Source organism: Streptomyces sp. BR1 (genome assembly GCF_052373795.1).
Taxonomy (GTDB): domain Bacteria; phylum Actinomycetota; class Actinomycetes; order Streptomycetales; family Streptomycetaceae; genus Streptomyces.
In genome coordinates this window covers 583310-604570 of sequence record NZ_CM126252.1, presented here as the reverse complement: position 1 = coordinate 604570, position 21261 = coordinate 583310, and the positions used below count along the sequence as shown (strand labels likewise).

The 21261-nt window shown below is 72.0% G+C and carries 17 protein-coding genes and 2 pseudogenes; 11 read left to right on the top strand and 8 right to left on the bottom strand.

All coding sequences use genetic code 11. The annotated features are described in order from the left end of the window. Positions 1–141 precede the first annotated feature (141 nt). Positions 142–1641, bottom strand: a complete 1500-nt coding sequence (locus tag ACT1U9_RS02770; RefSeq protein ID WP_444536751.1) for a M1 family metallopeptidase — start codon at positions 1639–1641, stop codon at positions 142–144. 202 nt (positions 1642–1843) lie between these two features. On the opposite strand from ACT1U9_RS02770, the gene ACT1U9_RS02765 reads away from it, so the two are divergent. Beyond that, on the top strand, positions 1844–3841 hold the full coding sequence (locus ACT1U9_RS02765; RefSeq protein ID WP_444538989.1) for a Xaa-Pro dipeptidyl-peptidase: 1998 nt from the start codon (positions 1844–1846) through the stop codon (positions 3839–3841). A 44-nt stretch (positions 3842–3885) separates the two neighbouring features. On the opposite strand, the gene ACT1U9_RS02760 is transcribed toward ACT1U9_RS02765, so the two are convergent. Continuing rightward, positions 3886–4815 carry an NAD(P)/FAD-dependent oxidoreductase gene (locus ACT1U9_RS02760; RefSeq protein WP_444536750.1) on the bottom strand — a complete coding sequence of 310 codons (930 nt, stop codon included), beginning with the start codon at positions 4813–4815 and terminating at the stop codon, positions 3886–3888. Positions 4816–4881: 66 nt separating this feature from the next. Between ACT1U9_RS02760 and ACT1U9_RS02755 the strand changes: the two genes are divergently transcribed. The 6 genes from ACT1U9_RS02755 (at position 4882) to ACT1U9_RS02730 (ending at position 12460) form a co-directional block, all read left to right on the top strand. After that, on the top strand, positions 4882–5898 hold the full coding sequence (locus ACT1U9_RS02755; RefSeq protein ID WP_444536749.1) for an oxidoreductase: 1017 nt from the start codon (positions 4882–4884) through the stop codon (positions 5896–5898). A 161-nt stretch (positions 5899–6059) separates the two neighbouring features. Further along, the gene (locus tag ACT1U9_RS02750; RefSeq protein ID WP_444536748.1) at positions 6060–7697 is read left to right on the top strand and encodes an ABC-F family ATP-binding cassette domain-containing protein; all 1638 of its coding nucleotides are present in this window, start codon (positions 6060–6062) and stop codon (positions 7695–7697) included. Between the two features lie 102 nt (positions 7698–7799). Further along, a complete protein-coding gene (locus ACT1U9_RS02745; RefSeq protein WP_444536747.1) occupies positions 7800–8933 on the top strand; it encodes an ATP-binding protein in 1134 nt (377 codons plus the stop codon). Beyond that, the gene (locus ACT1U9_RS02740; RefSeq protein WP_444536746.1) at positions 8930–9619 is read left to right on the top strand and encodes a response regulator transcription factor; all 690 of its coding nucleotides are present in this window, start codon (positions 8930–8932) and stop codon (positions 9617–9619) included. Before ACT1U9_RS02745 ends, ACT1U9_RS02740 begins: the two co-directional genes overlap by 4 nt. A gap of 185 nt (positions 9620–9804) precedes the next feature. Then, the gene (gene wecB, locus ACT1U9_RS02735; protein WP_444536745.1) at positions 9805–10974 is read left to right on the top strand and encodes a non-hydrolyzing UDP-N-acetylglucosamine 2-epimerase; all 1170 of its coding nucleotides are present in this window, start codon (positions 9805–9807) and stop codon (positions 10972–10974) included. A 157-nt stretch (positions 10975–11131) separates the two neighbouring features. After that, entirely contained in the window at positions 11132–12460 is a 1329-nt protein-coding gene (locus tag ACT1U9_RS02730; protein WP_444536744.1) for a glycosyltransferase family 2 protein, read from the top strand. A gap of 296 nt (positions 12461–12756) precedes the next feature. Here ACT1U9_RS02730 and ACT1U9_RS02725 read toward each other — a convergent pair whose 3' ends face one another. Next, positions 12757–15120: a Tex family protein gene (locus ACT1U9_RS02725; RefSeq protein ID WP_444536743.1), complete on the bottom strand. Its 2364-nt coding sequence runs from the start codon at positions 15118–15120 to the stop codon at positions 12757–12759. A 98-nt stretch (positions 15121–15218) separates the two neighbouring features. Continuing rightward, complete coding sequence (locus tag ACT1U9_RS02720) at positions 15219–16082, bottom strand: SCO6745 family protein (protein ID WP_444536742.1); 864 nt, start codon at positions 16080–16082, stop codon at positions 15219–15221. A 146-nt stretch (positions 16083–16228) separates the two neighbouring features. Between ACT1U9_RS02720 and ACT1U9_RS02715 the strand changes: the two genes are divergently transcribed. Together ACT1U9_RS02715 and ACT1U9_RS02710 are read left to right on the top strand one after the other, a co-directional pair. Then, entirely contained in the window at positions 16229–17194 is a 966-nt protein-coding gene (locus ACT1U9_RS02715) for a GlxA family transcriptional regulator (protein WP_444536741.1), read from the top strand. A gap of 84 nt (positions 17195–17278) precedes the next feature. Next, positions 17279–17914, top strand: coding sequence for a DJ-1/PfpI family protein (locus tag ACT1U9_RS02710; RefSeq protein WP_444536740.1), 636 nt, complete (start codon positions 17279–17281; stop codon positions 17912–17914). 8 nt (positions 17915–17922) lie between these two features. On the opposite strand, the gene ACT1U9_RS02705 is transcribed toward ACT1U9_RS02710, so the two are convergent. Then, entirely contained in the window at positions 17923–18678 is a 756-nt protein-coding gene (locus ACT1U9_RS02705; protein WP_444536739.1) for an enoyl-CoA hydratase/isomerase family protein, read from the bottom strand. A 74-nt stretch (positions 18679–18752) separates the two neighbouring features. Here ACT1U9_RS02705 and ACT1U9_RS02700 point away from each other — a divergent pair, with 74 nt between their 5' ends. Next, positions 18753–19415: an HdeD family acid-resistance protein gene (locus tag ACT1U9_RS02700; RefSeq protein ID WP_444536738.1), complete on the top strand. Its 663-nt coding sequence runs from the start codon at positions 18753–18755 to the stop codon at positions 19413–19415. Between the two features lie 132 nt (positions 19416–19547). Continuing rightward, the gene (locus ACT1U9_RS02695) at positions 19548–20048 is read left to right on the top strand and encodes an ATP-binding protein (RefSeq protein ID WP_361419139.1); all 501 of its coding nucleotides are present in this window, start codon (positions 19548–19550) and stop codon (positions 20046–20048) included. Here ACT1U9_RS02695 and idi read toward each other — a convergent pair. From idi to ACT1U9_RS02680, 3 genes and pseudogenes are all read right to left on the bottom strand, one after another. Then, a complete protein-coding gene (idi, locus tag ACT1U9_RS02690) occupies positions 20023–20616 on the bottom strand; it encodes an isopentenyl-diphosphate Delta-isomerase (protein ID WP_444536737.1) in 594 nt (197 codons plus the stop codon). The genes ACT1U9_RS02695 and idi overlap by 26 nt on opposite strands. A 217-nt stretch (positions 20617–20833) precedes the next feature. Beyond that, a pseudogene (locus ACT1U9_RS02685) lies at positions 20834–20929 on the bottom strand (cation diffusion facilitator family transporter); the annotation flags it as partial. Positions 20930–20931: 2 nt separating this feature from the next. Continuing rightward, positions 20932–21046 (bottom strand): annotated as a pseudogene (locus ACT1U9_RS02680) (cation diffusion facilitator family transporter); the annotation flags it as partial. Positions 21047–21261: the final 215 nt, after the last annotated feature.

Sequence of the window (21261 nt, the reverse complement as noted above, 5' to 3'; positions counted from 1 at the left end):
GCGGGCGGCGTGGCGGCGCCGGGCGGGGCGCCGCGTACAGCGTAGTGGCGCGTCGCCACGCCCAGCAGGGCGCTAGCCGACCGAAAAGTGGTGGGCGGGCGCGGGCTTCCCGGCCGCGCCCGCCCACCGGATCAGGAGCCCTCAGTGGTGGTCGTGGATGTCGTTCGTCTCCGCGATCTTCTTCCAGGACTTCGGCTGGGCCACCGGCGTTCCGGCGGACCGGGCCACGAGGTTGGCCTTCTTCGCGGCCGCCGTAGCGGGCTTCGCCTGCTGGTACAGCCAGGTGTCGAAGAGCCCGGCGAGCGGCTTGCCGGAGATCTTCTCGGCGTACTGCACGAAGTCGCCCACGTTGGCGTTGCCGTACTGGTGGGCCGTCGGCCAGCCCTTGAGGATGGCGAAGAACGCCTTGTCGCCGACCGCGTTGCGCAGCGCCTGGATGGCGAGCGCGCCCCGGTCGTAGACGGCCAGGTCGAACTGGTTGTCCGGGCCCGGGTCACCCGGCTTGACCTGCCAGAACGGGTCGTCGGCCGGGTGCTGGGCGTATACGTAGTCGGCCAGTTCCTGCGTGGTGCCCTCGCCCTCCTTCTCCGACCAGAGCCACTGGGCGTAGCGGGCGAAGCCCTCGTTGTTCCAGATGTCCTTCCAGCCCTTCACCGACACGCTGTCGCCGTACCACTGGTGGGCCAGCTCGTGCACGATCACCGAGACGTTGGCGCCGTTCGCGAACTGCTTGGGGCTGTAGTACGGGCGCGTCTGCGTCTCCAGGGCGAAGCCGGAGGTCACGTTGGGGACGTAGCCGCCCACCGAGTTGAAGGGGTAGGGGCCGTAGAGGCTGCTCAGCCACTCGACGACGTCCTTGGTGCGCTCGACGCTGGCGCGCGCGGCGCCGTCGTTGTCGCCCAGGTCCTTGCTGTACGCGTTGATGACCGGCAGGCCGTTGGCGGTGGTGTCCGTCGTGATGTCGAACTTGCCGATCGCGAGCGTGGCGAGATAGCTGGCCTGCGGCTTGTTGGAGCGCCAGTTGTACCGTGTCCAGCCCCGTGCCGAACTCTGCGACTGGAGCGTGCCGTTGCTGATCACCTGGTTGCCGTCCGGCACGAGCACCGACACGTCGTACGTGGCCTTGTCCAGCGGGTGGTCGTTGGACGGGAACCACCACACGGCCGAGTCGGGCTCCTGGGCGGCCACACCGCCGTCCGGGGTGCGGTGCCACGCCGTGTAGCCGCCGATGCTCAGCTCGGACGGCTTGCCCGCGTACTTCACCACCACCGAGATCGACCTGCCCTTGACCAGCGGCGCGGCCGGGGTGATCTCCAGCTCCTGGGTGCCGGACTTGGCGTACTTCGCCTTCGTGCCGTTGACCAGCACCTCGCTCACCTGGAGCCCGAAGTCGAGGTTGAAGCGGGAGAGGTTCTGGGTGGTGGTGGCGAGGATCGTCGCCGTGCCCTCCAGCAGGTCCGTGGTGGGCTGGTACTTCAGTCTCAGGTCGTAGTGGGAAACGTCGTAACCGCCGTTGCCGCTGCTCGGGTAGTAGGGGTCGCCGATACCCGGGGCGCCCGGTGTGAAGTCGGTCGCGGATGCCGGGATCGCCAGCAGCAGGGACGCGGCGAGCACGCTCGGGGCGATGATTTTGCGGTGCACGAGTGCTCCAAGTCGTCGGTGTGAACGATCTCTTCGGACCCTATTCAGCGCCCGCCGTACCGGTCATGTCCATGGCCCCTGCTGTCACACGATCGCCATTGCGCCGACATGTTGACTTGCTCGACTCAAGTCTCAATCGGACCACGACTGCCCTCTTTTGCAAGGGAGTTGACGGGAGTACCGTCCGCCCATGCCGATAGCCATGCGGTTCACCCGCACGAGGTCCAGATCGCCTCGGAACAGCTCGCTCCGGTCGCCCCGCTGGGGCCGTCTGCTCGTGGTGGCGGTCGCGGCCGCCCTGACCGCCCTGTTCGTCTCGCCGGTGGGCGCCCAGGCCGCCCGCGCCAAGGAGAGCAGGCCCGTCTACTCGTACGAGAACGCCATCCGCGAGTCCGTCTGGGTCGATACCCGCCTCGACGCGGACGCCGACGGCAGGACCGACCGGGTCGCCGTCGACATCGTCCGCCCCCGCGAGCCCGCCCAGCAGGGCCGCAAGGTTCCGGTCATCCTGGAGGCCTCGCCCTACTACTCGTGCTGCGGGCGCGGCAACGAGAGCCAGCTCAAGACGTATGACGCACAAGGTCATGTCGTCCAGATGCCGTTGTTCTACGACAACTACTTCGTGCCGCGCGGCTACGCGTTCGTCGCCGTCGACCTGTCCGGAACCAATCGCTCGGACGGCTGTGTCGACGCCGGCGGATCCTCCGACATCCAGTCGGCCAAGGCGGTCGTCGACTGGCTCAACGGCCGCGCCCGCGCCTACACCACCCGTACGGGTACCCAGCGCGTCGGCGCCGACTGGACCAACGGCCGCACCGGCATGATCGGCAAGAGCTGGGACGGCACCATCGCCAACGGGGTCGCCGCCACCGGCGTCGACGGCCTGAAGACCATCGTGCCGATCAGCTCCATCTCCTCCTGGTACGACTACTACTTCGCCAAGGGCGCCCCGCTCTACGACTCCGGGCCCGACTGGCTCTCCAACTATGTCGAGAGCCCGGATGCGCGGGCCCACTGCGGCGCCGTACAGCGGAAACTCGTCGACGGGGCACCGCGCAACGGCGACTGGACGCCGCTGTGGAGCGGGCGCGACTACGTCGCCGACGCGTCCAAGGTCAAGGCCAGCGTCTTCGTGGTGCACGGCATGCAGGACCTGAACGTGCGCACCAAGAACTTCGGGCAGTGGTGGGACGCGCTCGCGGCGAACGGTGTCGAGCGCAAGATCTGGCTCTCCCAGACCGGGCACGTCGACCCGTTCGACTACCGGCGGGCCGACTGGGTCGACACCCTGCACCAGTGGTTCGACCACTACCTCCTCGGCTACGACAACGGCATCGAGCGCGCGCCGATGGCCGACATCGAGCGCCACGTCGACCAGTGGTCCACCGACGCCGTCTGGCCGCCGACGGGTACCCGGGACGCCGTGCTGCGCCCGGCCACCGGCTCCGCGCCCGGCGTCGGCACCCTCGGGCTGAGCCGCGCGCCCGCCGGTTCCAGCGAGACGTTCACCGACAACCCGGCGCTCGACGAGAGCAGTTGGTCCGCGACCGTGGACAAGTCGACCCCGGAGAAGGCCGGATTCGTCACCCCGCCGCTCACCAAGGACCTGCGCCTTTCCGGCTCCTCCAAGGTGACGGTCACCGCGACCCCGACCACCACCAGCGCCCACCTCTCGGCGGTCCTGGTCGACCTCGGCCCCGACACCATCCGCAATTACGGCGGCGCGGGCGAGGGCATCCTCACCGGCACCGACCGCACCTGCTGGGGCCCGAGCACGGCCGGCGACAGCTCCTGCTACAAGGTCACCTCGGCCGACAAGCAGGCCGTCGACTACACCGTGTTCAGCCGGGGCTGGGCCGACCTCGGCCACTACGCGGGCGACACCGGGCAGCCGCTGACCCCCGGCAAGCCGTACACGATCACGCTCGACCTGCACGCCACCGACCACGTCGTCCCGGCCGGACACCGGCTCGCGCTGATCGTCGCGGGCACCGACAAGGACCTCATCGACCCGCCCGCGAGCACCCCGACGCTTACCGTCGACCTCGCCCACACCTGGGCGAAGCTGCCGCTGGTCGGCGGTGCGGGAGCGTTCCGCCGGGCCACCACCGGCACTCCGCCGAGGATCGCGCCGCACCTCGCGCGTCCGACCGGCGTCACGGTCCCGCAGACCGGCAGCCGGGTCCCGGGGGACCGATGACGGTCCGCTCGGCCGAATCCGTCCAGCACCGCTGAGACGGGTTCTCACCGGAGGGGAGTGCGGGAGGCGGCCAGTGCGGCCGCCTCCCGCGCACACCCCCAGGCGACGGTGACACCGGCGCCGCCCTGGCCGTAGTTGTGCACCAGCACGCCACCGGACCTGGTCGCCTCGGCTTCGATCCGGACGCCACCGTCCCGCACCGGCCGAAGCCCCGCCCGGTGCGCGAGCACCCGTGCCCCGGCGATCTCGGGGCGCACCCGGGCGCACCGCGCCACGATCTCCTCGGCGGTGCGGGGGTCGGGGGTCAGGTCCCACGCATCGTCCTGCGCGGTGCCGCCGAGCAGCAGTCCGTACGGCTGAGGGAAGAAGTAGGTGCTGGCATCCGATTCGTCGACGGCCGTGTACCACTCGCTGATGCCGGGGTTCTCGACGATCACCAACTGGCCGCGCACCGGCCGCATCCGCGGATCGGGCACGAGTCGGCGGGCGCCGAGGCCGGTGCAGTTGATCACGAGCGGGGCGTCGGGCAGCCGGTCGAGCTCGCGGATCTCGATCTTCGTGCCGGTGGCCTCCAGGCGCCCGCGCAACCAGTCCAGGTGGGTGGGCATGTCGATCAGTGGAATCCGGGCGAGCACGCCGTGCGCGGACTGGCGCAGTCCGTCCACCTCGGCCGCCCACGGGCCGAGTTCGGAGAGCCGGATGCCCGCGTGCAGCCCCTCGACCAGCCGTACGCCGGTCGTCTCGGGCTCGGCGGCGAGCTGTTCGTACACCCGCAGGGAGGTGAGCGCCCACTCGCCGACGCGCGCGGCCGGTTCGATCCGGTACGGCCACCACAGCGCGCCCGCCACCGCCGATGTGGTCGCACCGACCGGATCCCGGCTCCATACGCGGACCTTGCGGCCCGACTCCGCCAGGACGACCGCCGTCGTCAGACCGATGACCCCGCCACCCACCACGATCGTCTCGTCGCTCATGACGGGACGGTAGCGGATCGGGTGATGCCGTGCTCGAAACAGCCGGAAGGTGGGAATACTGGGGATATGTCTGCCGCGTACGCGACCTTCGGACTGGCCCCCGCGATGCGGGCGGGCGACGTCTGTGGCAACGGATCACCGCAACTGCACCGCGACTTCATGGACTTCGTCGTCAACGGCCGCCCCCTGCTGCTCCAACTCGCCGACCTGGACGCCGTCTCGCCGCTCGCCTCCGACGTGCCGCCCGCGATCCTCGGCGCCCAGGTGCGCAGCCTGCTCCTGGAGACCGACCCACCGCTCGCCGACGGGCGTTACGTGGTGTACGCCTGCCCGGAGTGCGAGGACCTGGCGTGCGGCGCGGTCACCGCGGTCATCGAGCGGCTCGGCGACGACATCATCTGGCGCGACTTCGCCTGGCAGACCGCCCCCGTGCCCGACCTGGAGCGCAACGGCTACCACGGGATAGGGCCGTTCCGCTTCCGCGCCGAGGAGTACCGGGAGGCCCTGGAGCGGCTGCTCGACGACGAGCCGCCCCGGCGCCGGGTGCTCCTGATCGGGGCCCGCGCGGCCGTCCTCGGCAAGCTCGCGGCGGCGCTGCGCTCGATCGGCATCGGCGCGGACATCGCGCACGACGTGAGTGACGCGATGCCCGAGGAGCTCATGACGTACGGGGCGGTCGCGTTCGGGCGGGGGGTCCCGGAGGACGAACGCGCCGCCGTACGGGCCGCGTTCGCCCGGGCCCACGCGCACCCGGCGTATGTGATCGGCCTCGCCCCGGTCCCCCCGCTGCTGGTTGCCCAGCTGGAACAGGCCCTGGACCGCACCCCGCCCGCCCAGCGCCGGCTCACCCGGCTGCTCGCCACCCCCGACGAGGCCCGCCTCACGGTCGGCGCGACCTGCCGGGTGCGTCTGACCGCGTACCGTCTGGACCGGCTGCACCGCGTCCACACCGAGGAGGTCCTGGACGCGATCCTCGACCCCGGCACCCACCGCGTGCCCCTGGACCCGCACGTCCTGCGCGGGGAGTCCTTCCTGGTGGCGCGCACCACGGGCGGAGTGATCACGACGGCGGTCGTGCGCTGAAACGGTCCGCTGGAGCGGTGTGCGGAAACGGTCCGCCGGACAGGCGTGCCGAAACGGTCCCTCCGGCGGATGCGCCGAAACGGTCCGCCGCAGCGGCGGTGCGCGGGCCCGGCGAAATCCGGACCGTCGCAGTCCTGGCACGCAAGTAGGATCTAGACCTCATGACTGCCACCCTCGTCGCCAAGGACCTCGCCGCCGGACACGGCGACCGCACGCTCTTCGCCGGGCTCGACCTCGTCGTCGCCCCCGGCGACGTCATCGGCCTCGTCGGCGCCAACGGAGCGGGGAAGTCCTCCCTGCTCCGGCTGCTGGCCGGGCTCGACACTCCGGAGGAGGGCGAGCTGCGGCTCTCCCCGCCGGGCGCCAGCGTCGGGCACCTCCCGCAGGAGCCGGACCGCCGCCCCGGCGAGACCGTGCGCGCCTTCCTCGCCCGCCGCACCGGCGTCGCCGCCGCCCAGACGGCCATGGACGCGGCCACCGAGGCGCTGGTCGAGGGCGCGCCCGGCGCCGACGACGCGTACGCGGACAGCCTGGAGCGCTGGCTCGACCTCGGCGGCGCCGACCTCGACGAGCGCGCCGAGGAGGTGGCCGACTCCCTCGGCCTCACCGTCGGCCTCGACCAGCCGATGACCGCGCTCTCCGGCGGCCAGGCCGCCCGCGCGGGCCTCGCCTCGCTGCTGCTCTCGCGCTACGACGTGTTCCTGCTCGACGAGCCGACGAACGACCTCGACCTGGACGGCCTGGAGCGCCTGGAGTCCTTCGTCCGGGGGCTGCGGGCCGGCACCGTCGTCATCAGCCACGACCGCGAGTTCCTCACCCGCACCGTCACCAAGGTGCTCGAACTCGATCTCGCCCAGCAGCAGATCACCCTGTACGGCGGCGGCTACGAGGCGTACCTGGAAGAGCGCGACACCGCCCGCCGGCACGCACGCGAGGACTACGAGGAGTACGCCGACAAGAAGGCCGCCCTCGAAGGCCGCGCCCAGATGCAGCGCAGCTGGATGGACAAGGGCGTCAAGAACGCCCGCCGCAAGGCCGGGGACAACGACAAGCTCGGCCGCAAGTTCCGCAGCGAGTCCAGCGAGAAGCAGGCCGCCAAGGCCCGTCAGACCCAGCGCATGATCGAACGGCTCGACACCGTCGAGGAGCCCCGCAAGGAGTGGGAGCTGCGCATGGAGATCGCGACCGCGCCGCGCTCCGGCTCGGTCGTGGCGACCCTCAACAACGCCGAGGTCCGGCGCGGCGACTACACCTTCGGCCCGGTCTCGCTCCAGATCGACTGGGCCGACCGCGTCGCCATCACCGGCGCCAACGGCGCGGGCAAGTCCACGCTCCTCGCCGCCCTGCTGGGCCGCCTCCCGCTCGACGCCGGCCAGGCCGCGCTCGGCTCCGGCGTCGTCGTCGGCGAGGTGGACCAGGCCCGTGGTCTGTTCGTGGGCGAGGAATCGCTCCTTGAGGCGTTCTGCGCGGCCGTCCCGGACACCGAGCCCGGTGAAGTACGTACGCTGCTGGCCAAGTTCGGTCTGCGCGCCGACCATGTGCTGCGCCCGGCCACCTCGCTCTCGCCGGGCGAGCGCACCCGCGCGGCCCTCGCGCTGCTCCAGGGCCGGGGCGTCAACCTCCTCGTCCTCGACGAGCCGACCAACCACCTCGACCTGCCGGCGATCGAGCAGCTGGAATCCGCCCTCGACTCGTACACCGGCACGCTGCTCCTGGTCACCCACGACCGGCGGATGCTGGACGCGGTGCGCACCACCCGGCGCATCGAGGTCGCGGACGGCAAGGTGACCGAGCACTGACCTCTGTCGACGGCGGCGCGACCGGGCACTGACGCGGTCCCGGTCGGCCGACGGGAGGCGCGGCGCCGCCGACCAGCGGTGATCCGCGCGTACCGTGCTCGCGTGGACCGTGAGCGCGACCGGCTTCAGGCCGTCCTGGAGGCACTGCCCAGGGCGGCGATCGTGCAGGGCGGCGACGAGCACGTGGTCGCCGTCAACCGCCGCTTCGTCGAGATGTTCGCGCTGGCAGGACGCGTCGATTACACCGGCGGCGCCCCGCTGGAGCCCGTGGTGGAGGCGGTCCTCGACAACTTCGCCGAGCGCCCGGCCTGGATCGTGGAGGGCACCGCCGCCATCGCCGCGCGCCGCGTCCACCGCGCAGCGGAGATCGCGCTCACCGACGGCCGCGTCATCCGGCGCGACGTCGAGCCGCTGTACGACGCGGGCGGGGAGCCCTTCGGGTCGCTGTGGACCGCCGAGGACATCACCGAGGACAAACGCCGCGAGCACGCGCTGCACCGCGACAACGCGGCGCTCGCGGAGCTGGCCCGCCAGCGCAACGAGTTCCTGGCCTCCGCCTCGCACGAACTGCGCACCCCGCTGACCTCCATCATCAGCTTCTGCGATCTGCTCGCCGACCCCGCCTCCGGCTCGCTCGGCGCCGAACAGCTGAACTTCCTCGCCGCGATCCGCCGCAACGCCGCCCGCATGGCGGGAGTGATCACCACACTGATGGACACCACGGTGATGCGCCAGCCCCAACTGCGCCTGGAATTCCGCGAGGTGGACATCGCGCGGATGCTGGAGCACGCGGTGGCCGACCGGATGTCCACCCTGACCGGGGCCGGACTGTTCACCGTCCTCAGCTGTACGCCGGGACCGCCGCTGTACGGGGACGAGCACCGCCTGGAGCACGTGCTCGCCAACCTCCTGGAGAACGCCGCCAAGTTCACCCCGCCCGGCGGCAGCGTCGCCATCGACGCGGTGCCCGAGGGTGACACCTGGCGCATCACGGTCGCGGACACCGGGATCGGGGTGCCCGAGCAGTACCGCGAGGAGATCTTCTCCGGCTTCGTCCGGGCCCCCAACGCCGAGTCGGGCGGCTTCCCCGGCACCGGCCTCGGCCTCACCTTCAGCCGCGACATCGTGCGCCGCCACGGCGGCGAGCTCTCGGTCGCCGAGGCGCCGGGCGGGGGAGCGCAGTTCACGGTCCATCTGCCGATCGCGGGACCCGCGCGCGAAGAGGAGGCGCCATGACCCGGATCCTGATCGTCGAGGACGACCCCGATGTGGCCACCGCGCTACGGGTGCTGCTCACCCGGGCCGGATACGAGGTGGTGGCCGCCGCCGACGGCCGCGAGGGGCTGCGACGGCTCTTCGCGGACGCGCCCGACCTGATGCTGCTCGACATCGGGCTGCCCGGGCTGGACGGCTGGCAGGTCCTGGAGCGCACGCGGGACATGACCGACCTGCCCGTACTGCTGCTGACCGCACGCGGCGCCGAGAGCGACCGGGTGCGGGGGCTGCGGGCCGGGGCCGACGACTACCTCCCCAAACCGTTCGGCAACGACGAGCTGGTCGCCCGGGTCGAGGCACTGCTGCGGCGCGCCTCCACCTCGCGCTGGGCGGGCACGGCCCAGGACGAGTCACTGCGCCTGGTGCCCGAGCGGCGCTCGGCGGTCTGGCTGGGCGAGGAGGTGCGGCTCAGCGACATCGAGTACCGCCTGCTCCAGGTACTCGTCCGCAACCGCGGCCGCGTCGTCACCACCGACCAGCTCCTCGACCAGGTCTGGGACGACCCGCAGGGCGTCGGTCGCGACCGGGTGAAGTTCGCGGTGCTGCGGGTGCGCCGCAAACTCCAGCAGGCGGCGGGCAGCCTGGAGACGGACCCGATCGAGGCGGTGCGGGGGATGGGGTACCGGTATCGGGGGGAGGAGAGCTGACCTCATGAGGTCATGAGCTCGTACGAGTCGTACAGGCCTTACGGCAGGCCGGGTGCGGGCGAAGGGCCCGGGCGAAGGTCCCCCTTGGGCGGGGGCCGAAAGTCCCGAATGCGCCTCCCGACGGCAACCGCAACCGTTGGGCAACCGAGTGCCAGCCGGGCGGGCAACGGTCGGCGGCGAGCTTGGTGGACGTCCCCGCCGGTCCGTCCCTGGAGCTCTCCGTGTCCGCCCTGCCGCCCCGCAGCATCGCCGTCGTCCTCGGTACCCGCCCCGAGCTGGTCAAGCTGACCGAGCTGATCCGCCTCCTCGGGCCCGCCGCGCATGTCGTGCACACCGGGCAGCACTACGACGAGGAACTGTCCGGCCGCTTCCTGACCGACCTCGGCATCCCCGAGCCGACGTACCTCACCGGCATCGGCGGACAGCCCCGCGCGGTCCAGATCTCCGCGGGCCTCGCCCAGCTCGACGCGCTGTTCCTGGCCGAGCCTCCGCTCGCCGTGGTCGTCCAGGGCGACACCAACGCCGCCCTTGCCGGTGCGCTCGCCGCCAACGCGCGCTCGATCCCGCTCGTCCACGTCGAGGCCGGGCTGCGCAGCCACGACCGGAACATGCCCGAGGAGCACAACCGGGTCCTGATCGACCGTCTCGCCGACGTGCTCTGCGCGGCGACCCCGGAGAACCGGGAGAACCTGCTGGCCGAGGGCATCCGCGCCGACCTCGTCGACATCACCGGCAACACGGTGGTCGAGGCCGTCCACAGTCAACTCCCGTCCAGCGACGAGCGGTTCGCGCACCTGGAGCGTCTGGGGCTGACCCCCGACGGGTTCGTCCTGGCCACCGTCCACCGCCCCGAGAACACCGACGATGCGGCGGCCCTGCGCGCGATCCTCACCGAGCTGGCCGCGCTCGCCGCCGAGGTGCCGGTGGTGCTCCCGCTCCACCCGCGCACCCGGGCCCGCATCGAGGCGGCCGGCCTCGTCGACCTCCTCGCCCCGCTGCGGGTGACCCGGCCGCTCGGCTACCGCGACTTCCTGGCCCTCGCCCGGCACGCGGCCCTGCTCGTCTCCGACTCCGGCGGCGTCCAGGAGGAGGTCACCGTACTCGGCCGCCCGCTGGTGGTGGTCCGCAACTCCACCGAACGCCCGGAGGCGATGGCCGACTTCGCGACCCTGGTCGCGCCGGGTCCTGAGCTGGGCCGCGCGGCGCGTGCGGCGCTGGCCCTTGGCGCGGGTGGACGTGCCCGGCTCGCCGCGCTGCCGAGCCCGTTCGGGGACGGGCTCGCTTCGCGGCGGATCGTGGCGCTGCTGGTGCGTCTTGTGTCGTCGGGCGTGACGACGTACGCGGCGGTCGCCTGAGCGGCGCGCGGACCGGTCATTCGGCTGCGGGCCGTCTTGGGCTGGTCGCGCCCTGCGGCGGAGCCGCAAATGTCACAGCCCCGCGCCCCTTGAGGGGCGCAAGCGCGCCCCACTCGTACGGGCCCCCTGCCACCGCATCTCCACTGAAAGACTTCCCGTGCTCTCCAACCTGCTCATATTCCTCTTCCCCTTTGCCCTCCTCACCTGCTTCCTCCTCTACTGGGCCGGGGCCCGTCGCTCGTACGTGAACCGTTCGCGTACGGAAGCGGGTGACCCGGCGGCCCTGGACTGGCACTTCTTCGTGCCGTGTCGGGATGAGGAGGCTGTTGTCGGGACTACGGTCGCGCAGCTGCGGGGGGACTTTCCGGCCGCGCATGTCTGGGTGATCGACGACGACAGTGACGACCGGACCGGTGTGATCGTGGCCGCGCTCGCGGAGGACGACCGGAGGGTTCATCTCGTACGCCGGGTGCGCCCCGAGGCGCGTACGGGCAAGGGGGACGCGCTCAACGCGGCGTACGACCAGCTCGGTGAGTTCCTGCCCGAGGGGGTCGACCGGGGTCGGGTCGTCGTCTGTGTCGTGGACGCCGATGGGCGGCTCGACCCGCGTGCGCTCGAACTCGTCTCGGGGCCCAAGGCGTTCGGGGACCCGGAGATCGGCGGGGTGCAGGTCGGTGTGCGGATGCGGAACGTCGACGACCCGCGCCCGCTGCCGGAGCGCGGCCGCGTCCTGAACGCGTTCGCCCGGCTGCTCGTGCGCGTCCAGGACATGGAGTTCGCGGTCTCCAACGCGGGCATGCAGCTGCTGCGCCGGCGTACGGGTTCGGTGGGGCTCGGCGGGAACGGCCAGTTCACGCGGCTGTCCGCGCTCGACCGGATCGCGGACGCCGAGCGGCGCCCGTGGCAGCGCGGCGCGCTCCTGGAGGACTACGAACTCGGCCTGCACATGATCCTCGCTGGCTTCCGGATCACGCACATCGCGGACACCTGGGTCTCCCAGGAGGGCCTGCCGCACGCCCGCCGGCTGCTGACGCAGCGGACGCGCTGGGCGCAGGGGAACTTCCAGTGCGTGCGCTATGCCCCGCGCATCATCTCGTCGCGCCACTACAGCGGGCGCGGTGTGCTGGAGACGCTGTACACGTTCTGCCAGCCGGTCGCGCATCTGCTCACCCTCGCGCTGAGCGTGGCGATGCTGGTGCTGGGCGGTCTCGGTTCGCTGGTGCTGTGGCCGCTCACCCTGATCCTGGCGGCGCTGGCGATCGGCCCGTTCGTCCTGTGGGGCCCGGTCTACCGCCGCGACCACGCCCCGGACGCGTCGCGGTTGACCGCCGTGCTGTGGGGCCTGGCCCTGTGGCTGTACGCGTACCACCTGTTCATCGTCTCTGCCCGCGCCTTCGTCCGCATGGCCCGCGGCCGCAACGGCTGGGCGAAGACGCGCCGCAACGCGGAGCGGCCGACGTCGGGTCCGGTGGCACTGGAGGCGTAGCCGCCGGCGCCGCGCCGCCGCCCGCTGCGGCTGGTGCCGTCCCTGGGCTGCGGCCCGAAGGGGCGCAGTTTCAGGGGCGCGGGGAACTGCGCGACCAGCCACGCACGGTCCGCAGTCGACCGATTGCCCAGGAACGGGGCGCGGGCGGGGGAACGGTGGCCCGGGACGGGGTGCCGCTGTGCCCGCCCTCCCCCAAGCTCTTAAGGAGCAGGGGGAACCCCCATCGCCCCTAGCGGCACGCACGCCCACAGCGGCGGCGATAGAGGGCGGCGGCAGCCACAGCGGCGGCGTGCCGCTTAGCGGCGACCCTTCGGGTCCAGCAACCCCGCCTTGCGGAGGGCGTCCGCCATCGCGCCGTTCGCCGGTGGCGGGGCCTGGCGGCCGCCGCGGTCACGGTCGCCGCCACCCCGTCGCTGCTGGCGCTGCTGCGGGGGCCGCCCACCCCGCTTGGGCTCACCGCCCGAGGTGCCCGCGCTCGCGTCGTCATCCAGCCGCAGCGTCAGCGAAATCCGCTTGCGTGGGACGTCGACGTCCATGACCTTCACCTTGACGATGTCGCCCGGCTTCACGACCTCGCGGGGGTCCTTCACGAACTTGTTGGAGAGGGCCGAGACATGGGCGAGGCCGTCCTGGTGGACGCCGATGTCGATGAACGCGCCGAACGCCGCCACGTTCGTCACCACGCCCTCCAGGACCATCCCGGGTTCGAGGTCGCCGATCTTCTCGACGCCCTCCTTGAAGGAGGCCGTCTTGAAGGCGGGGCGGGGGTCGCGGCCCGGCTTCTCCAGCTCGCGCAGGATGTCGGTGACCGTCGGCAGACCGAAGGTCTCGTCGACGAACGAGTCCGGCCGCAGCGACCGCAGCACCGCCGTGTTGCCGATCAGCGACGCGACCTCGCTGCCCGAGGTCTTCACCATCCGCCGCACCACGGGGTACGCCTCGGGGTGCACGCTGGAGGCGTCCAGCGGGTCGTCGCCGCCCCGGATACGCAGGAAGCCCGCGCACTGCTCGTACGCCTTGGGGCCCAGGCGCGCCACGTCCTTGAGCGCCTTGCGGGAGCGGAAGGGGCCGTTGGCGTCGCGGTGCGCCACGATGTTCTCGGCGAGCCCGGCGCCGATGCCGGAGACCCGCGAGAGCAGCGGCGCGGACGCGGTGTTGACGTCTACCCCGACGCCGTTCACACAGTCCTCCACGACCGCGTCGAGCGAGCGCGAGAGCTTCACCTCGGACAGGTCGTGCTGGTACTGGCCGACGCCGATCGACTTGGGGTCGATCTTCACCAGCTCGGCGAGCGGGTCCTGGAGGCGGCGCGCGATGGAGACCGCGCCGCGCAGCGACACGTCCATGTCCGGCAGCTCCTGGGAGGCGAAGGCGGAGGCCGAGTACACCGAAGCGCCCGCCTCGGAGACCATGACCTTGGTGAGCTTCAACTCCGGGTGCTTGGTGATCAGTTCACCCGCGAGCTTGTCCGTCTCGCGGGACGCCGTGCCGTTGCCGATGGCGACCAGGTCGACCGCGTGCTCCTTGGCGAGCCGCGCCAGCTTGGCGATCGCCTCGTCCCACCGGTTCGCCGGGACGTGCGGGTGGATCACGTCCGTCGCCACGACCTTGCCGGTCGCGTCGACGACGGCCACCTTCACGCCCGTACGGAACCCGGGGTCCAGGCCCAGCGTCGCGCGCGTACCGGCCGGGGCCGCGAGCAGCAGGTCGCGCAGGTTGGAGGCGAAGACCCGTACCGCCTCGTCCTCGGCGGCCGTCCGCAGCCGCAGCCGCAGGTCGATGCCGAGGTGGACCAGGATCCGGGTGCGCCAGGCCCAACGGACCGTGTCCGCCAGCCACTTGTCGCCCGGGCGGCCCCGGTCGGCGATGCCGAAGCGGCGCGCCACCATGTTCTCGTACGCGGAGGGCCCGGGCGTGGCTGCGTCCTCCGGGGAACCTTCGGGTTCCAGGACGAGGTCCAGGACCTCCTCCTTCTCGCCGCGCAGCATGGCGAGGACGCGGTGCGAGGGCAGCGCGGTGAAGGGCTCGGCGAAGTCGAAGTAGTCGGCGAACTTGGCACCCGCCTCCTCCTTGCCGGCGCGCACCTTCGCCGCGAGGCGGCCCTTGGTCCACATCCGCTCGCGCACCTCGCCGATCAGGTCGGCGTCCTCGGAGAAGCGCTCGGTGAGGATGGCGCGGGCGCCTTCAAGGGCTGCCGCCGGGTCGGCGACGCCCTTGTCCGCGTCCACGAACGCGGCCGCCGCCGCGATCGGTTCGACCGACGGGTCGCCGAGCAGCCCCTCGGCCAGCGGCTCAAGGCCTGCCTCGCGCGCGATCTGCGCCTTGGTGCGCCGCTTGGGCTTGAAGGGCAGATAGATGTCCTCCAGGCGGGCCTTGGTGTCGGCGGCCAGGATCTGCCGCTCAAGCTCCTCGGTGAGCTTGCCCTGCTCCCGTACGGAATCGAGGACGGACGTGCGGCGCTCCTCCAGCTCGCGCAGATACCGCAGCCGCTCCTCCAGGGTGCGCAGCTGGGCGTCGTCGAGCATCTCGGTCGCTTCCTTGCGGTAGCGCGCGATGAACGGCACGGTCGACCCGCCGTCGAGCAGCTCGACGGCGGCCTTCACCTGCCGCTCCCGTACGCCGAGTTCCTCGGCGATCCTGCCTTCGATGGACGTCGTCACGATCCCGTACCGCCTTCTCGATGAGCTTGAGGCGCCATTGTGGCAGGCGGCACCGACAATCGCCGATCAGCCCTATCCGGTCAGTCCCCGGGACCGTGTCATTCCTTGCCGGTCAGATCGGCCGGGAACGCGCCCGCCGCCAGGGCCGTCATCAGGAAACCCCGGGCCAGTTCGGTCAGCCGGGCCACGCCCGCCTCGCCGAGCAGTTCGTACGGGGCCAGGTCGAGGCGGTCCGTGCGGTCCTCCACGTCCTCCCGCAGCGCGGTGCCCGCCTCGGTCAACTCGCCGTCGGCGTCCAGGAGTCCGCGCTCGCGCAGCCGGGCGGCCGCGGCCTCCCAGTCGGCGCGCCGCCAGCCGCGCGTGCCGATGATCCAGCGCGGTGCCATGCCCTTGCCGGTGGCGGTGTGGCTGACCAGCGCCTCCAGCGGGTCGAGCCCGGCGTCGAGCAGCGCCATGAGGTGGCCGTCGCCCCGGTGCTCGCGCAGGAGTGTCGCCGCGTGCCAGTACACCAGGTGCGGCTCCTCGGGCACCGGCAGATCGGCGTGCGCGGCGTACAGCGGCCGGGCGTGGCGCGTGCAGCCCTCGGCGGCCCGCAGCGCGAGCCGCGCCGCCTCGGCCATCTCGTCCGAGGCCACCATCTCCTCGCCGAGGAGACGCCGCAGCGTGCTGTCGGCGGCCCGCAGCCGGGCGGCGAGCACGTCCTCGGGCGACGCGATGTCCCACACCGCCGGCACGTGCCGGGCGACCAGCTCGTGGTTGAAGTTGTAGAAAGTGGCGGTGACGGTGCCGGGGCCGACCGCGCCGAACGCGGCGGCGCGGCCTGCGAAGTAGGCGGCGCGCGGGTCCTCGATGCCGATCCCCGCGAGCTCCTTGTCGTAGTCGGGGGAGAAGTAGACCGTCGAGTGCAGCGGGTTGATGGAGTGGTGGCAGCGGCGGCCGGCGCGCGGCGGGAGAGAGGTCATGCCCGCAGGTTACCGACTGGTCGGTACGTCGTGAACCCCCGGTCGGACCTCCAGTCCGTACGACATGAACCCCCACGCCCGCCATGGCAGGAAAGGTGGGTTGCTCGTCATTGCAGACATGGCGGGCACCCCGAAGAATCAGGGGCATGGCGCAGCGAACCGTGCTCGTCGTCCTCTTCGAGGACGTCCAGAGTCTCGATGTCTCCGGCCCGGTGGAGGTCTTCTCCGGGGCGGACCGATACGTCGCCGGGGAGCCCGGCGGCGTCTATCCGATCCGTACCGCCTCCCTGGACGGCGCCCCGGTCCGCGCCTCCAGCGGGCTCACGCTCGTCCCGGACGGCTCCCTGGCCGACGCGGCGGTGCCGCACACCCTGCTGGTGCCCGGCGGCCAGGGCACCCGCGCCCCGGACCCCCGTCTGATCGCCTGGCTGCGCGAGCACGGGCCCCGGGCCGAGCGGCTGGTCTCCGTGTGCACCGGCGCCGAACTGCTCGCGGAGGCGGGGCTGCTCGACGGGCGTCGGGCGACCACGCACTGGGCGTACTGCGACGACCTCGCGCGCCGGCACCCGAAGGTCACCGTCGAGCAGGACCCCATCTACGTACGCGACGGAAACGTCTCCACCTCGGCGGGTGTGACGGCGGGCATCGATCTCGCCCTCGCCCTGGTCGAGGAGGACCTGGGGCGCGAGGCCGCGCTCACCGTCGCGCGGCGCCTCGTGGTGTTCCTGCGACGCCCCGGAAACCAGGCCCAGTTCAGCGCCCAGCTCGCCGCCCAGACCGCACAGCGCGAGCCGTTGCGCGAGGTGCAGCAGTGGATCAGCGAGCACCCCGACGCCGACCTCACCGTCGACGCCCTGGCCGCCCGCGCCCGCCTCTCGCCCCGCCACTTCGCCCGCGCCTTCCAGGCCGAGACCGGCACGACGCCCGGCCGGTACGTGGAGCGCGTCCGCGTCGAACACGCCCGGCGCCTGTTGGAGGACACCGCCGACGGGGTACGGGAGATCTCCCGCGCCTCCGGCTACGGCACTCCGGAGGCGATGCGCCGCGCCTTCGTGAAGACCCTCGGAACCGCGCCCGCCGAGTACCGGCGCCGCTTCCATCCCGCCCTCTGACCCGACCCGTCGCCCGGCCGATCCCGGCCCTGCGACTCGATCCGCCGTCAGCTCCGACCCACCGTTCCGTCGAAAGGAACCCCCATGCAGATCGCCGTGCTGCTCTACGACCGCTTCACCTCCCTGGACGCCATCGGCCCGTACGAGACGCTCTGCCGTCTCCCCGACGCCGAGGTCGTCTTCGTCGCCGAGCAGGCGGGCCCGGTCGTCAATGACAAGGGCAGCCTCCACCTGGTCGCCGAGAAGACCCTGGCCGAGGTGGACCGGCCCGACATCGTCGTGGTCCCGGGCGGCCCGGGCACCCGGGAGCTGACCGGCAACGAGGCCCTGACCGGCTGGCTGCGCGCGGTCGACGCCACCACCACCTGGACGACGTCGGTGTGCACCGGTTCGCTGCTGCTCGCCGCGGCCGGGCTCCTGACCGGCCGCCGGGCCACCACCCACTGGCTCACCTACGACGACCTGGCCGCGCTCGGCGCCGAGCCGACCGGCGAGCGCGTGGTCTTCGACGGCAAGTACGTCACCGCGGCCGGGGTGTCCTCCGGCATCGACATGGGGCTCACCCTGGTCGGCCGTATCGCGGGCGACGAGTTCGCGCAGGCCGTGCAGCTGCTGACCGAGTACGACCCGCAGCCGCCCTACGACGCGGGCTCGCCGGATAAGGCCCCGGCCGAGCTGGTGGAGAAGCTGCGGGCCGGGAGCCACCTCATCCTGAAGTAACCACGGGCTCAGCCCGAAGCGGTCCACTCGAAGCGCGGTGCCCTGCGCTCCAGGAAGGCGGCGACACCCTCGGCGGTGTCGCCGCTGCCGCGCGCCTGCTCCGTCCAGTGCGCGTCCCGGTCGGTCCGGCCGTTCGCGAACTCCTTGGCCGCCGCCTGGGTGAGCTGGGAACGTGTGGTGAGGATCCGGGTGAACTCGGCGACGCGCTTGTCGAGTTCACCGGTCGGCAGCACCTCGTCGATCAGACCCGTCCGCAGCGCCCGCTCCGCGTCGATCAACTCGGCCGAGAACAGCAGGTACTTGGCGGTCGAAGGACCCACGAGCGCGGCCAGGCGCCGGGTCGACGACGACGCGTACACGATGCCGAGCTTCGCGGGCGTGATCCCGAACGAGGAACCCTCCTCCGCGAACCGCAGGTCGCAGGCGGCCGCCAGCTGGCAGCCGCCGCCCACGCAGTAGCCGCGCACGGCCGCCAGCGTCGGCTTGGGGAACGCCGCCAGCGCCTCCTCGGCCCGTACCGCGAGCGACTGGGGATCGTCGCCGGGCTCGGGCGCGCGCAGCGAGGAGATGTCGGCGCCCGCGCAGAACGTGGCACCGGCGCCGGTCAGCACCAGGGCCCGTACGGCCGGGTCGGCGGCCAGAGTGTCCAGCAGCGGCGGCAGCGCCCGCCACATCGCGGACGTCATCGCGTTGCGCTTGGCGGGGTTGCTGATGACGACGGTGGCCACGCCGCCCGCCACGGCGTGCTCCAGCTGCGGCTCCATGCGCCGGATGCTATCCGGCCGTACCGCTCCTATGATCAAGAGGGGGCTGCCCGTGAAGCCGTGAGGAGACGCTGATGGCCGTGCCCACGCGTGAGAGCAGAAAGCTCAGCCGCAGTTTCGGACGGCTGACCGTCCTCGGCGCGATCCTGGTCGTCGCGGGCCTGGTCGGCCTCGTCTACACCGGGGTCGCGACCCTCACCTCGATGCTGCTCTTCGGCTGGCTGCTGCTGGTCGGCGGGGTGGTCGGGCTGCTGCACGCGATCCAGTCGCGCGGCGCGAACTACTTCTGGCTCGGCGTGGTGGTCGCAGCCCTCAACATCGCGGCGGGCGTGGTGGTCATCCGCCGCCCCGAGGGCAGCGCCGAGGCGCTGACGATGTTCGCCGCGCTGCTCTTCTTGACCGGCGGCGTCTTCCGGCTCGCGGGCAGTGTGGTGGTGCGCGGGCCGCAGATGGGCTGGACGCTGGTGCAGGGCGCGTTCGGTGTGCTCCTGGGGATCCTGGTGCTCGGCAGCTGGCCGAGCAGCAGCCGCTATGTGATCGGCTGCTTCTTCTCGCTCGCCCTGTTCTTCGACGGTCTCGGTCTGATCGCGCTCGGTCTCACCGGCCGCCGGATCGTGGGCCTCGTGGCTCCGGCGCGCTCCGGCGCGGACGCGGACGCTCCGGATTCCGTGCCGCAAACACCCCCGCAAGCCATGGCAAAGCCGTCAGAGGGCGATCAGAGCAGCTTTGAGAAGTGACATCCGCGGTCGATGGCGATCAAATGACGTCGATAGACGCTGACTTCAGTTCAGTCGCCCGGTCCGGACCATCACACTCCCAACACTCGGTACCAAGAGCCTGACAGCCGAGTGCGAGGGTGGTGCCGGAACATGGAGATCCGCGGGAGCGTGCCACCCGACACCGTGCCGGCCAGGCCGCTCCCGTACGAGGGCGTCTGGCGCTTCACGGCACCCGCGGTCGACGCCTCGGTCCCGCAGGCCCGCCATGCCGTGCGCGATCTGCTCCATCGCCAGGGCGTCCCGGTCCACGACGATCTGGTGCAGGGGCTGCTCCTGATCGTCTCCGAGCTGGTCACCAACGCGGTGAAGCACGCGGCCCTGCTCTCCCCGCAGGTCGCCGTCGAGGTCGCGATCGGCGCGGAGTGGATCAGGGTCTCGGTGGAGGACAACCACCCGTACCGCCCCAAGGCGCTGGAGACCGACTACGCGCAGACCGGCGGGCGCGGGCTGCTCCTGGTGCGCGAGATCACCTACGAGGCGGGCGGGTCCTGCGACGTCGAGCAGACCGCGAACGGCGGAAAGATCATCTGGGTGGCGCTGCCGCTGGGCCCGGTGGCCGGCGGGGTCACCAGCCCGCGGCAGGCCCTGTGAGCTCGCGCACGGCCGGCCGGGCCGCGTCCAGGACCGTCATGAACCACGCGGAGAACGTCGCCCGCTCGTGCAGCGCGGTCAGCTCCTGCGGCGAGACGAAGGCGGTCTCGTAGACCTCCTCCGCGTCCGGGCGCACCGGCGACTGCACCAGGCCCACGAAGAGGTGGTTGTACTCCTGCTCCACCAGGCCCGAGTCCGGGTCGGGGTGGTTGTAGCGGACCGTGCCCGCCTCGGCGAGCAGCGAGGGCGAGACGCCCAGCTCCTCGTGGGTGCGCCGGGCGGCCGCGGCGAACGGGGACTCGCCGGGGTAGGGGTGCCCGCAGCAGGTGTTCGACCAGACGCCGGGGGAGTGGTACTTGCCGAGCGCGCGGCGCTGGAGCAGCAGCTTGCCGGACGGGTCGAAGAGGAAGACGGAGAACGCGCGGTGCAGCCGGCCGGGGGCCTGATGGGCGGAGAGCTTCTCCGCGGTGCCGATGGTATTGCCGCTCTCGTCGACCAGTTCGAGCATGATCTCTTCGGCGGTCCCGTTCGACGAGCTGTTCGCCGTAGTGGCTGGTGTGGTCGGCATAACCATCCTTCGCTTCGGTCCTCGGCTGCCAAGTCTGCCGTACAAAAGCGGCGTCTTCGCACTTCGACGGGCACCGCATGTCCGTAATGCGTCGTGCATAAGAACAACGCGCCATGCGTCACGAGCGCGCCACCGCGTCGAAGAATGAATCGTGCCCAGCAGGACCGAAGCGGAATCATCGAACACCCGCCCGGGGGGTACGGGCGTGCCGCACCGCTCAGTGGCAGAGCCCCACCTCGTGGGCCGCGTGGCCGTCCGGCTCCAGCTGGAACGTGCGGTGCCCCACATCGAAGTGATCACCCAGGCAGCCCTGGGGAGACCGATCAGGCCGAAAACGATGGTCGTGGGCCCCGAGGTGTCGGCCGGCTCGACGAACCGCTTCGTACAGGACGTATCCCCCCACGCCGAGCAGCAGCAGACAGTGTGCGATCTGCGTACGAGGGGTCGGTGAACTACGGGAGGGGGGTATGAGGCAACACGGCGGTGAACGCCGTTGTCATCTGCTGTCCGACCGGGCCTCCGGGCGTGTCGGATCGGCGGTCGTCACGACGAGGGGGGCGGTTTGTGGGCCGCGCTCTTGATCGACGATGATGATCCACGCGGCCGGACCCCGGCCGCAGGGCCCGTTCGGGGCGTAAACAGGCG